This window comes from Pseudoalteromonas sp. 5Ae-yellow, from assembly GCF_014077565.1.
Classification (GTDB): domain Bacteria; phylum Pseudomonadota; class Gammaproteobacteria; order Enterobacterales; family Alteromonadaceae; genus Pseudoalteromonas.
Genome location: NZ_JACGWD010000003.1, coordinates 64,821 through 76,825, shown reverse-complemented (window position 1 = coordinate 76,825; position 12,005 = coordinate 64,821). Strand labels below are relative to the sequence as shown.

Annotated in this window: 13 protein-coding genes; 4 read left to right on the top strand and 9 right to left on the bottom strand. The window is 39.7% G+C overall.

The window, feature by feature from the left end; all coding sequences use genetic code 11:
* Position 1 precedes the first annotated feature (1 nt).
* A complete protein-coding gene (locus H4J63_RS01500) occupies positions 2-406 on the top strand; it encodes a GGDEF domain-containing protein (protein ID WP_310734654.1) in 405 nt (134 codons plus the stop codon).
* 2 nt (positions 407-408) lie between these two features.
* Here H4J63_RS01500 and H4J63_RS01495 read toward each other — a convergent pair whose 3' ends face one another.
* Entirely contained in the window at positions 409-1,593 is a 1,185-nt protein-coding gene (locus tag H4J63_RS01495; RefSeq protein WP_182193989.1) for an NAD(P)/FAD-dependent oxidoreductase, read from the bottom strand.
* A 328-nt stretch (positions 1,594-1,921) separates the two neighbouring features.
* Here H4J63_RS01495 and H4J63_RS01490 point away from each other — a divergent pair, with 328 nt between their 5' ends.
* The gene (locus tag H4J63_RS01490) at positions 1,922-4,048 is read left to right on the top strand and encodes a S8 family peptidase (RefSeq protein WP_182193986.1); all 2,127 of its coding nucleotides are present in this window, start codon (positions 1,922-1,924) and stop codon (positions 4,046-4,048) included.
* 104 nt (positions 4,049-4,152) lie between these two features.
* Here H4J63_RS01490 and H4J63_RS01485 read toward each other — a convergent pair whose 3' ends face one another.
* From H4J63_RS01485 to rplU, 7 genes are all read right to left on the bottom strand, one after another.
* Entirely contained in the window at positions 4,153-4,626 is a 474-nt protein-coding gene (locus tag H4J63_RS01485) for a peroxiredoxin (protein ID WP_007586078.1), read from the bottom strand.
* Between the two features lie 188 nt (positions 4,627-4,814).
* On the bottom strand, positions 4,815-5,699 hold the full coding sequence (gene galU, locus H4J63_RS01480; protein WP_182193984.1) for a UTP--glucose-1-phosphate uridylyltransferase GalU: 885 nt from the start codon (positions 5,697-5,699) through the stop codon (positions 4,815-4,817).
* 294 nt (positions 5,700-5,993) lie between these two features.
* Positions 5,994-6,371, bottom strand: coding sequence for a DUF3718 domain-containing protein (locus tag H4J63_RS01475; RefSeq protein WP_182193981.1), 378 nt, complete (start codon positions 6,369-6,371; stop codon positions 5,994-5,996).
* 78 nt (positions 6,372-6,449) lie between these two features.
* Complete coding sequence (gene folA, locus H4J63_RS01470; RefSeq protein ID WP_182193978.1) at positions 6,450-6,941, bottom strand: type 3 dihydrofolate reductase; 492 nt, start codon at positions 6,939-6,941, stop codon at positions 6,450-6,452.
* A gap of 73 nt (positions 6,942-7,014) precedes the next feature.
* The gene (gene cgtA / locus H4J63_RS01465; protein ID WP_024604542.1) at positions 7,015-8,172 is read right to left on the bottom strand and encodes an Obg family GTPase CgtA; all 1,158 of its coding nucleotides are present in this window, start codon (positions 8,170-8,172) and stop codon (positions 7,015-7,017) included.
* A gap of 138 nt (positions 8,173-8,310) precedes the next feature.
* Positions 8,311-8,568, bottom strand: a complete 258-nt coding sequence (rpmA, locus tag H4J63_RS01460) for a 50S ribosomal protein L27 (RefSeq protein ID WP_002957747.1) — start codon at positions 8,566-8,568, stop codon at positions 8,311-8,313.
* 16 nt (positions 8,569-8,584) lie between these two features.
* The gene (gene rplU / locus H4J63_RS01455; RefSeq protein ID WP_002957748.1) at positions 8,585-8,896 is read right to left on the bottom strand and encodes a 50S ribosomal protein L21; all 312 of its coding nucleotides are present in this window, start codon (positions 8,894-8,896) and stop codon (positions 8,585-8,587) included.
* A gap of 422 nt (positions 8,897-9,318) precedes the next feature.
* Between rplU and ispB the strand changes: the two genes are divergently transcribed.
* Positions 9,319-10,290: an octaprenyl diphosphate synthase gene (gene ispB / locus H4J63_RS01450; protein WP_182193975.1), complete on the top strand. Its 972-nt coding sequence runs from the start codon at positions 9,319-9,321 to the stop codon at positions 10,288-10,290.
* Positions 10,291-10,375: 85 nt separating this feature from the next.
* On the opposite strand, the gene mdh is transcribed toward ispB, so the two are convergent.
* Positions 10,376-11,308, bottom strand: a complete 933-nt coding sequence (mdh, locus tag H4J63_RS01445) for a malate dehydrogenase (protein WP_002957751.1) — start codon at positions 11,306-11,308, stop codon at positions 10,376-10,378.
* A gap of 225 nt (positions 11,309-11,533) precedes the next feature.
* Here mdh and argR point away from each other — a divergent pair, with 225 nt between their 5' ends.
* Positions 11,534-12,001, top strand: coding sequence for a transcriptional regulator ArgR (gene argR, locus H4J63_RS01440; RefSeq protein ID WP_002957753.1), 468 nt, complete (start codon positions 11,534-11,536; stop codon positions 11,999-12,001).
* The last annotated feature ends 4 nt before the right edge of the window (positions 12,002-12,005 follow it).

Sequence of the window (12,005 nt, the reverse complement as noted above, 5' to 3'; positions counted from 1 at the left end):
AGTGGGGATCCCTCAGACCTACGGGCATTTGGTTGGTGATAACGTGCTAACTGAATTTGCAAAAATATTAAAAAGCCGTATGGGAAATGACGCACTTATTGCGCGATGGGGTGGAGAAGAATTCACTATTATTTTATCCAACACCTCTTTAAATGATAGCGCTAAAAAAGCCGATGACCTGAGAAAGTATATTGCCGAAAACACAGTTACAAATGTAGCATTTACTATAAGTATTGGATTAGCAACGATACAAAAAGACGATACAGTGCTAAAACTACTGGAGCGGGCTGATACAGCGCTATATAAGGCTAAAAATAATGGACGCAATAAAGTATATGTTAGTGTTAGCGATAACGATTCAACCGTTATCACTCAATCAACTTACTTAAATGAGTTTATAGCCTAAACTTAAGCGTACTGCCCACAAGCAAATCCACAGCTCCACGCATATTGGAAGTTGTAGCCTCCAAGCCACCCTGTTACGTCAGTTACTTCGCCTATAAAGTATAGGCCTTTAGCTTTTTTAGCTTCAAAGGTTTTTGAGCTCAACTCGTCGGTATCTACACCGCCCAATGTTACTTCTGCTGTTCTATAACCTTCTGTGCCATTGGGTTTAATTTGCCACGCATGAATATAATTTACTAACTCATTTATTTGAGCATGGGTAAGCTGATTAATATTACAATCTGGTATCGCTTTGCTTTCGTGCAGTATTTCTATAAAGCGTTTAGGTAAAATAGTCGCAAGGCTATTTTTTAACGACTTTTGTGCTTGCATTTCTCGCCAATCAGCAAGTTGCTGCCTTAAATCAATTTCAGGTAATAGGTTTATAGTTACAGCCTGCCCTGCTCGCCAAAATGAGCTTATTTGCAATATTGCTGGGCCCGATAACCCTCGGTGAGTAAAGAGGATGTTTTCTTTAAATACGGTGCCGTCTTCGCTTGAAACTTCACAAGGAATGCTAATTCCCGAGAGCCCTTCAAAACGCTCTTTATCATGCTGATGCAAAGTAAACGGCACAAGTGCAGCCATGGTTGGTAACACGCTTAAGCCAAACTGCTCTGCAATTTTATAACCTATTGGTGTAGCCCCTAGTTTTGGCATAGTTAAGCCACCTGATGCTATAACTAACGACTCACAGCTTAATGTTTCTTGCTCTGTGGTAACGCTATAGCCGGTTTCGGTTTTTGATACACTGATCACTTCACTGCGTAGCTTTATATTTACTCCGGCCCACTCACATTCTGTTAGTAAAATATCAACAATGTCTTGTGCATTGTTATCGCAAAAAAGCTGGCCTAGTGTTTTATGGTGATACGCCAAGCCATGTCTGTCCACCAGCTCAATAAAGTCATGCTGTGTATAACGACTTAAGCATGATTTAACAAAATGAGAGTTTGTGCATAAGTAGTTATCCGGGGTTGCATTTTCATTTGTAAAATTGCAACGCCCACCACCACTTATTAAAATTTTACGACCTGGTTTTTTCCCCATATCAAGTACTGTAACGCTTCGGCCACGGTATCCAGCTTGCGCTGCACACATTAATCCTGCTGCTCCCGCACCTATTACAATTACATCTACTTGGGTCATTTATTTATCTCATTAAAAAATTTGCTCGATTATAGCAAAGTTTAATAGCTAACAACGCAGCATTTGAATTATTAGTAATAACACAACAAAAACATATCAGTAATAAGTAGGGAATAATTACCCTCACAATAAAACAACCCTTTATGCTTATTTTTAATTTATATGACAAATACTAAACAACGAGTAAACCGCTAAAAACCTGGGTTATAACTAAATGAAAGAGGTACATAATAAATTGATATTTCAATCTAGTTAACAGATCGTTTACTTTTGTTCCCGCATCGTGATCTTATATCACGAAATAATAAATAAAAATCTAGGGATAATTATGACAACTAGTAAAACTTTTAAAAGATGCGCAATTGCAATTACAGTTAGTACGCTTTTTGCAGCAACATCTGGCATGGCTCAATCAGTTTCAAGTTCAATGGCTGAAACATCGGCTAAACTACAAAGCCAAGGCAGTTTCGAAACTCAGTTCATTATTAAATATAAAAATAATAACGAAATGGCGAGCTTTTCAACTGCTGACGCAAGCCCGTCTAGCATGAAAAAGCGCGCACAAAGCTTTGTTAAAAACTTCGCTTCTAAAAAAGGCAAAGTAAAAGCAAAATATATTCGTGCAATGGCACTTAATAACCACCACGTAATGCGTGCTGATAAAAAATTAAGTGCGGCAGAAGCCCAAGAGTTTATGCAAGAAATGGTTGATTCTGGCAATGTTGAATACATTGAAGTGGATCAAATGTTAAAGCCGTTTTCAACTCCTAACGATCCACGCTTTGATGACCAATGGCACTACTACGAGCAAGCCGGTGGTTTAAACTTACCGACCGCATGGGATACCGCAACGGGTAGCGGTGTAGTTGTAGCTGTACTAGATACGGGCTACCGCCCTCATGCTGATTTAAACGCTAATATTTTACCGGGTTACGATATGATCTCTAACCTTTCGGTAGCTAATGACGGTGGTGGTCGCGATAGCGATGCACGTGATCCTGGTGATGCAGTTGCTGCGAATGAATGTGGTACTAACGGTGCACAAAACTCTAGCTGGCATGGCACGCACGTAGCCGGCACAGTTGCTGCGGTAACCAATAACGGTGAAGGTGTTGCAGGCGTAGCTTATAACGCAAAAGTAGTTCCTGTTCGTGTACTAGGTAAGTGTGGTGGTTTAACCTCTGATATTGCAGACGGTATTATTTGGGCATCTGGTGGAAGTGTTTCAGGTATTCCTGCTAACTCAAACCCTGCTGATGTAATTAATATGAGTTTAGGTGGGAGCGGTTCATGTAGCTCTACAACTCAAAATGCAATTAACACAGCACGTAGTAACGGCACTGTGGTAGTTATTGCTGCAGGTAACGATAACGATAACTCAGCAAACTACAACCCAGGTAACTGTAATGGTGTAGTAAACGTAGCATCAGTAGGTCGTAATGGCGGTCGAGCTTATTACTCAAACTACGGTAGCAATATTGATGTTGCAGCACCGGGTGGCGCGCAAAGTTTTGCAAACGACTCTGAAGGTGTTCTATCAACTTACAATTCAGGTTCGTCTACACCTTCAAGCGACAGCTACGGTTATTCGCAAGGTACATCAATGGCTGCGCCTCACGTAGCAGGTGTTGCGGCACTTATTAAGCAAGCAAAACCAGATGCAACGCCTGACGAAATAGAAAGTATTTTAAAATCAACAACCCGTTCATTCCCTGCTACATGTACTAGCTGTGGTACGGGTATTGTTGATGCAGCCGCAGCTGTTGCAGCAGCAAGTGGTGACACTACTCCGCCTACAGGCGGTGATAGCGAGCTTATTAATGGTGAAGCTAAAACAGGTTTAAGTGGGGCTGCAAATGCACAAGCATTTTACACGATGACAGTACCAAGCGGTGCAACTAACGTAACATTCACTATGAGTGGTGGTACTGGCGATGCTGATTTATACGTACGTGCAGGCAGTAAACCTACAACTACTACCTATGATTGTCGTCCATATAAAGGCGGTAATAGCGAAGAGTGTTCTATTGATAACCCTACTGCGGGAACTTACCACGTAATGCTTAACGGCTACTCTGCGTATTCAGCTGTTACCTTGGTAGGTAATATTACTGGTGGTTCATCATCGGGTGGCGGTTCAGGTACTCCACAAGCAGGTGGCGGCACTATAAGCGATGTGTCAGCCAATACTGGGCAGTGGAAACATTACACGTTAGATGTACCAGCTGGAATGACTACGTTTACAGTAACAACATCGGGTGGCAGTGGCGATGCTGATTTATTTGTAAAATACGGTAGCCAACCAACAGCAAGCTCATACGATTGTCGCCCTTATAAAAATGGCAACGCAGAAACATGTACATTTACCAATCCACAAGCAGGTACTTGGCACTTAAGCGTTAACGCTTATAGCACTTTCTCTGGTTTAACACTTAGCGGACAATACCAACCGTAATTTAAAATTTGAGCCGTAAATAAAAAACCGATGTTGTTTCCAACATCGGTTTTTAAATAGTAAGTAGCTGATTAATTAAAGCTAAAACCTACACTTTATTACTGTTATAGCTTCTCTAGTACTGATTCTGCACGGCTTACAACAAACTCTTTGTCTTGCTCTACAAATAAACCAGTTACTACTGCATTTTCAACAATCATAGCGTAACGCGTTGAGCGTAAACCACCAAAACTAGCGGTATCTTTATCAAGCCCTAACGATTTAGTAAAACTTCCATCGCCATCAGCAAGCATTGTAATTTCTTGCGCGTTCTGCGAGTCGCCCCATGCTTTCATAACAAATGCGTCATTAACAGATACACAGTAAATAGCATCAACACCTTTTGCTTTAATTTTATCAGCAAGGGTAATAAATTCAGGTAAATGTGCATTTGAACACGTTGGTGTAAATGCACCTGGCACTGCAAATAACACGACTTTTTTACCTTCAAACAACTCTTTATTTGTAAGAGATTGCATACCGTCGTCAGTTAATTGCGTTAACGTAACCGATGGTAATTCTTGGCCTTGCTCAATCATGGTGGTTCCTTTAAAAGATCAATACAGAATAAGTAACAATCATACTACGTAACCTATTACAGTGTAGGTAAAGTGTAACTAACTTAGTAACTCAGAGTAGTCTAGCAAAGGTTTGTAGACCGTGTTCACTACATTTTATGAAAACTATTTTAGCTTCTATAGTTTTCATAAAATTTATTGCTCTGTAGTTAAGGCAAATTCAAATCATTTATAAAGCGAGAAAAGTCATTACCTAACTTTTCGTCACGCATACTGTACTCAACTATAGCTTTTAAATAACCAAGTTTGTCTCCACAATCATGTGAACGCCCACTCATATGGAATGCTTCAACGGTTTCTTGTGCCATTAATGCATCAATAGAGTCTGTAAGTTGTATTTCACCGCCAGCACCTACTGTCGTTTTTGCGAGTAGAGGCCAAATATTCTTACTCAGTACATATCGCCCTACAACAGCAAGATTTGAAGGTGCTAAGTCTGCATCAGGTTTTTCAACCATCGCTTTAATTGCAGCACTTTTACCTGGCATTAACTCAACACCGTTTATATCAGCAATACCATATTTACTAACGTCTTCTTTAGCTACTGGCTCAAGCATTATTTGACTTGCTTGAGTTTCTTTAAAGCGTTTAATCATAGCCACTAAGTTTTCAGTTTTTTGATCGGCAGTATAAGCATCAAGTATCACATCTGGCAGGAGTACGACAAAGTTATCGTCACCAACTATTGGTTTAGCGCACAAGATAGCATGCCCCAGCCCTTTAGCTTCACCTTGGCGAACACTCATAATAGTTACGTCAGGCGGACAAATAGAGCGTATTTCATCTAATAAAGCACGTTTAACCCGCTTTTCAAGAGTCGCTTCTAGCTCGTAACTTGTATCAAAATGGTTTTCGATTGCATTTTTAGAGCTATGCGTCACTAATACGATATCTTTAATACCAGCAGACACACATTCGCTGACAATATATTGGATAAGAGGTTTATCGACTATAGGGAGCATTTCTTTTGGAATAGCTTTTGTCATAGGGAGCATTCTTGTCCCTAAGCCTGCCACTGGAATTACAGCTTTCATATCTATCCTTAGTGATTAAGTTTGTACATAAACTAGCAGATACAAAATAGATACTAGCTGAACAAAGTTACCTCTTTTGAAGAAGTAAATTTGAAGCTGCTTTTAAAGTGAAGTCTCTACACTTTGGGTATATAAAATAGATAGGTAAATAGTGAATTTATTAATGATTTTGTTGGGAAGTGAGATTAGATTAGCTAAGAGAAACCAGTCTAGGTTTGTTATTAATAACAAACCTAGACCAATCAATTTTTCAACAATACTTATTGGAAGTAGAGCTGTAAAATCTATTTATGATTAAAGACCAGCGCGATCTTTAATTACTGCAATAAGTGGTGAACTGGCAAAGTTGCCTTCAGCCCAAGCAATATCGGCACCATCTGTTAAAGCACTTTTTGATAAGTTTTTAACTATATACTCACCAGTATCCACTGCATTACTAGCAACAGCATGGCGTAATAAATTATTACCATTACATTGTACTGCATCATAAATATTACGGATTTTTACACGAGAGCTTTTAAGCTTGCTGCGTAATCGGTTTTTATCATCAGCAGCAATATACTCACAAATAGATACCGCTAATTGATCTTCAGCACTTGCAGGTGCTGTGTACGAAAATGAACTTACAGCGATAACAGCAGTAAGTACAACTAGCTTTGATAATTTAAACATGACAAACCCTTTATGGTACTTTATTCTTATATAGACTGTTTAATATTATACCAACCTACTAAAAATTACGCAATAATGTTAACGTGCTTTATATAAGGTTACGAAGTTATAACTAGATTTGTTTTTTTCATCAGGGAGGTTTTCTTGCTCTTCTCTCACGTCCCAATTAGCAACTTTATTGTAATCGGGAAACTGTGTATCGCCTTTAATATCTAAATCAATAAAGGTTAAATACAAGCGTTCTGCTTTTGGTAAAAATTGCTCATAAATATTACCGCCACCAATAATCATTACTTCTTCAACAGCACAAACTAACTCTAGTGCAGCCTCTGGTGTAGTTACCACTTCAATACCCTCTGCAGTATATTCGCTGTTTCGAGTAATAATAATATTACGACGCCCAGGTAAAGGACGGCCTATTGACTCAAACGTTTTACGACCCATGATCACAGGTTTACCCGTAGTTACTTTTTTAAAATGCTGAAGATCCGCTGGTAAATGCCATGGCATTTTATTATCTAGGCCAATTACACGGTTATTTGCCATTGCTGCAATCATTGAAATTATCATAATAAACACCTAGTACTTTATTCTTAAACAAAGAAAAAGGAGCATAAGCTCCTTTTTAATAAATTCTATTTAATTAACGCTCGTAGACTACTTCTACGTCGTAATCATCTTCATCCCAGTCGTCCCAATCATCATCATTGCCCTTACCTTTAGTGGCTTTTTCATGATAGGTATCCCACTTGAATTCAACTTCTTCATCCTCAACTTGTACAAACTTCTCTTTAGGCATGCTATCAAGGAGCGTCATTATGTTGTGGATTAAAGGTTGAGTATTAAGTTTATTAATTGCTGAGATGTGATAAATATTTTCAGTTTCGCCCAGTTCTTCTGCAATCGCTTCGCATAGCGCTTTTGCTTCGTCTTCTGGTAATAAATCTATTTTATTAAACACTAACCAGCGTGGCTTTTCAGCTAATTTAGGGCTGTATTGGTGTAGCTCGTTAATAATCGAGAATGCATTATCAACAGGGTTTGAACCATCTACCGGCATTACATCAATAATGTGTAATAACACACGACAACGCTCTAAATGCTTCAAGAAGCGAATACCAAGGCCTGCACCATCAGATGCACCTTCAATTAGACCTGGAATATCGGCTATAACAAATGATTTATTTGCTTCAGGACGTACCACACCTAAATTAGGAATAAGCGTCGTGAATGGGTAATCAGCTACTTTTGGTCTCGCTGCAGATACACTGCGGATAAACGTAGATTTACCTGCATTAGGTAATCCGAGTAAGCCTACATCAGCTAATAATAGTAACTCTAATTTTAAGTTACGTACTTCACCAGGTGTGCCCAATGTTTTTTGACGAGGTGCTCGGTTAGTACTTGATTTAAAACGTGCATTCCCCAAGCCGTGGAAACCACCTTTTGCAACCAAAATTCGTTGACCATGTTGAGTTAAGTCGCCAAGTCCCTCTTGGGTATCAACATCCATGATGCGTGTGCCTACAGGCACCATAACAAATAAGTCGTCGGCTTTTCGGCCTGTACAGTTACGGCTACGACCGTTAGTGCCACGTTCAGCCCTATGGAAACGCTCAAACTGATAATCTATTAGGGTATTTAAGTTTTCATCAGCTTGTAGATAAACACTACCACCGTCTCCACCGTCACCGCCGTCTGGTCCACCATCTGGAACATATTTTTCACGACGGAAAGACACGATGCCGCTGCCACCGTCTCCAGCTTCTGCGCGAATTTCTACTTCATCTACAAACTTCATGATTACTCACTTTAGGGATTGGCTTGTTTAATAACTCTATTATATACCCAAGCCAACACAAATGCAGGCTTGGGTATATATTGGCTGACTACAAAACAAAAAACCCCGCAAAGGCGGGGTTTTTAACTACCTTACTGATTACTCAGTTACGATAGTTACGTATTTACGGTTTAAAGGACCTTTTTGTTCAAACTGAACTTTACCATCTGCTTTTGCGAAGATAGTGTGGTCTTTACCGATACCTACGTTAGTACCAGGGTGGAAACGAGTTCCACGCTGACGAACAATGATGCTACCCGCTAGAACTGATTCGCCACCAAAACGCTTAACACCAAGGCGTTTGCTTTCTGAATCGCGACCGTTACGAGTACTACCAGCTGCTTTTTTATGTGCCATTTCTAAGTACCTCTAATTAAGCGCTAATGCTAGTGATTTTAACTTCAGTGAACCATTGACGATGGCCCATTTGCTTACGAGAATGCTTACGGCGTCTAAATTTAACAACCTTAATCTTCTCACCGCGACCATGTGAAACAACCTCAGCTGTTATCTTGCCACCGTTTACGAACGGTACACCGATCTCGATTTTCTCACCATCAGCAACTAAAAGTACTGAATCAAATTCTACTGCCGCACCAGTTTCAACGTCTAATTTTTCAAGACGAATCGTTTGACCTTCAGTCACACGATGCTGTTTACCACCACTTTGGAAAACCGCGTACATAATTAACTCCGTCTGTGCACCCTCAAATCGGCGCAACTAAAATATTCTTCGATAGGGCGCGAAGTTTACGCTAACGCGAAATAACTAGCAAGCCTATTTTGTAATTAAAATGAATAAAAAGTAGCTGCTTTGAGAGCAATTCAATATTTACCCCATTTTATATTAATTAGCCCTTTTGCCAAGCGCTTTTTAACTCTTAGTCGAAATAAATTAATGTACTCAAATATGACCCTCACAGCTTAATATCTAAGCACACCATAAACTGTATATTGATTATCAATTAATCAGTTATCTTGGCTAATTCAGTCTAAATTAAGTACTTTAATAGTGTTTTTTCAATCAATCGTCACAAAATATCGAGCTAGTGCATTTTTTGTTGTACAATCTGCGCCGTTCACACATAAAAATTGGCTCGGAGATCAATGGATATAAAAGCTATCCAGGCGTTAATCGAAAGCGATATGAATGACGTCAATCAACTTATACATGCGCAAATGCGCTCAGATGTGGCGTTAGTTAATCAGCTTGGTTTATATATAGTTAGCAGTGGCGGCAAACGCGTTCGTCCAATGCTGGCTATTTTAGCAGCCAAAGCGCTCGGTTATCAGGGTAAAGATCACATAACACTTGCAACAATTGTTGAGTTTATTCATACAGCAACGCTATTGCATGATGATGTTGTAGATGAATCAAACTTACGACGTGGCACGCCTACAGCAAATGCTGAATTTGGTAATGCTGCTAGCGTATTGGTTGGTGACTTTATTTACACTCGTTCATTTCAGCTTATGGTTGGCCTTGGCAAAATGCAGGTTATGCAAGTACTTGCCGATGCAACAAACATTATTGCTGAAGGTGAAGTATTGCAATTAATGAACTGCAACGACCCAGATACGACCGAAGCCAGTTATATGCAGGTTATTTACTCTAAAACAGCTAAGTTGTTTGAAGCAGCGACAGGGCTTGCAGCCATTATTACTGAGCAAGATCAAAGTACTCTCGATGCACTAAACCTGTACGGTATGCATTTAGGTACTGCATTTCAGTTAGTGGATGACGTACTTGATTACAATGCAGATGCTGAACAGTTGGGTAAAAACATTGGTGATGATTTAGCTGAAGGCAAACCAACCCTTCCGCTTATTTATGCTATGCAACATGGTAGCGAGCAGCAAACACAGCTCATTCGTGATGCAATAGAGCACAGTAATGGTATGGAGCATTTAGAAGAAATTTTAACTGCACTAAAACAAACTAATGCGCTTGAGTTTACAATGCAAAAAGCAGAGCTTGAGGCCGAAAAAGCCATTGCCTGTTTAGACTTTTTAGCTGAGTCTGACTATAAGCAAGCACTTATAAGCCTTGCCCGTATTGCGGTTGACCGCGACCACTAGTTTTAACTAGTTACACAGTGTGACATTAATTCTGAGCAATAAAAAAGCCTGCAAATGCAGGCTTTTTTGTTGCTTAAACCGGCTATTACGCCATGAAATCAACACCTTCTTTGATGTCTTTTTTCAGAGTTTCAAGCATGTCATTTTTTGCTTTTGTTTCAAATGCGCTTAGTTCGCCGTAAGAAAGAATTTCTTCTACACCGTTTTTACCTAAACGTACTGGATGTGCAAAGTACTCTGCATCGCCATTTTCAACAGCAACGTAAGCGTAATCTACAACTTCTTCACCTTGTAGGCCTTTAACTAAAGACATACAAAAACGAGCTGCAGCAGCACCCATAGATAGCGTAGCTGAACCACCGCCTGCTTTAGCATTTACAACTTCAGTACCCGCATTTTGGATACGTGGAGTAAGTGCAGCAACTTCTTCATCAGTGAAAGAAACACCTTCAACTTGAGAAAGTAGAGGCAGAATAGTTGTGCCTGAGTGACCACCAATTACTGGTACTTTTACAGTTGCTACGTCTACGCCTTTAAGTTCAGCAACAAATGCTTCTGAACGAATAACGTCAAGCGTAGTAATACCGAATACGCGTTTAGCGTCGTAAGTACCTGCTTTTTTGAATACTTCAGCAACAATTGGAACTGTGCCATTTACTGGGTTAGTAATAATACCTACTAACGCTTTAGGACAGCTGGCAACAATGCCTTCTGCTAAAGTTTTGATGATGCCAGCATTTACATTGAATAAATCAGCACGATCCATACCTGGTTTACGTGGCATACCCGCTGGGATAAGAACGATGTCAGAACCTTCAAGCGCTTTATTTAAATCGTCTGCGCCAAAGCCTGCAACTTTAACATCTGTTGGGATGTGAGAAAGGTCAACCGCAACACCTGGTACTACTGGTGCAACATCATAAAGTGATAATTCAGAGCCAGCTGGTAAGCCTGTTTTTAATAATAAAGACAACGCTTGGCCGATACCGCCTGCAGCACCTAATACAGCAACTTTCATTGGAATTCTCCGTAATTTGAGGTAGGAAACATTTGTGGCTCTTAAGATAATGAAATTAGCGACTAAAAACAAATTTATCCTGTCTATTTCAAGTATATTTTCGACCATAGTCGTAAACTTTTGTGATTTAACGCATCAAACTGGCAAGTTAACTAAACAACTGCTGCATAATTATTCATTTTTGTGTAGAATTTGCAGCATAAATAACAAAAACGAATAAAGACTATGCAACCACAAGATAAACAAGAAGCACTGGTAAAAGCATTTAAATCACTATTAAAAGAAGAAAATTTTGGATCTCAAGGCGAAATAGTTGATGCGTTAAAAGATCAAGGCTTTGACAATATAAGCCAAAGTAAAGTATCACGCATGTTAAGTAAATTTGGCGCTGTACGCACGCGTAATGCCAAGCAAGAAATGGTTTACTGCTTACCTGCTGAAATGGGTGTACCTACGGCTAAAAGCCCATTACGCCAATTAGTAATCGACATTATGCACAACGAAATGATGATCATCATTCGTACCAGCCCAGGTGCTGCTCAGCTTATTGCACGTTTATTAGATTCATTAGGTAAAGCAGATGGCGTACTAGGAACTATTGCCGGCGATGACACTATTTTTATCGCTCCTGCTAAAATATCTGAAATAGATGTAACACTTGAACGTGTTCGCATTTTATTTGATACGGTTTAATAGC

Coding starts and splice junctions, on each gene's coding strand:
- H4J63_RS01495 (WP_182193989.1), bottom strand. CDS start 1,593: ATGACCCAAGTAGATGTAATTGTAATAGGTGCGGGAGCAGCAGGATTA.
- H4J63_RS01490 (WP_182193986.1), top strand. CDS start 1,922: ATGACAACTAGTAAAACTTTTAAAAGATGCGCAATTGCAATTACAGTT.
- H4J63_RS01485 (WP_007586078.1), bottom strand. CDS start 4,626: ATGATTGAGCAAGGCCAAGAATTACCATCGGTTACGTTAACGCAATTA.
- galU (WP_182193984.1), bottom strand. CDS start 5,699: ATGAAAGCTGTAATTCCAGTGGCAGGCTTAGGGACAAGAATGCTCCCT.
- H4J63_RS01475 (WP_182193981.1), bottom strand. CDS start 6,371: ATGTTTAAATTATCAAAGCTAGTTGTACTTACTGCTGTTATCGCTGTA.
- folA (WP_182193978.1), bottom strand. CDS start 6,941: ATGATAATTTCAATGATTGCAGCAATGGCAAATAACCGTGTAATTGGC.
- cgtA (WP_024604542.1), bottom strand. CDS start 8,172: ATGAAGTTTGTAGATGAAGTAGAAATTCGCGCAGAAGCTGGAGACGGT.
- rpmA (WP_002957747.1), bottom strand. CDS start 8,568: ATGGCACATAAAAAAGCAGCTGGTAGTACTCGTAACGGTCGCGATTCA.
- rplU (WP_002957748.1), bottom strand. CDS start 8,896: ATGTACGCGGTTTTCCAAAGTGGTGGTAAACAGCATCGTGTGACTGAA.
- ispB (WP_182193975.1), top strand. CDS start 9,319: ATGGATATAAAAGCTATCCAGGCGTTAATCGAAAGCGATATGAATGAC.
- mdh (WP_002957751.1), bottom strand. CDS start 11,308: ATGAAAGTTGCTGTATTAGGTGCTGCAGGCGGTATCGGCCAAGCGTTG.
- argR (WP_002957753.1), top strand. CDS start 11,534: ATGCAACCACAAGATAAACAAGAAGCACTGGTAAAAGCATTTAAATCA.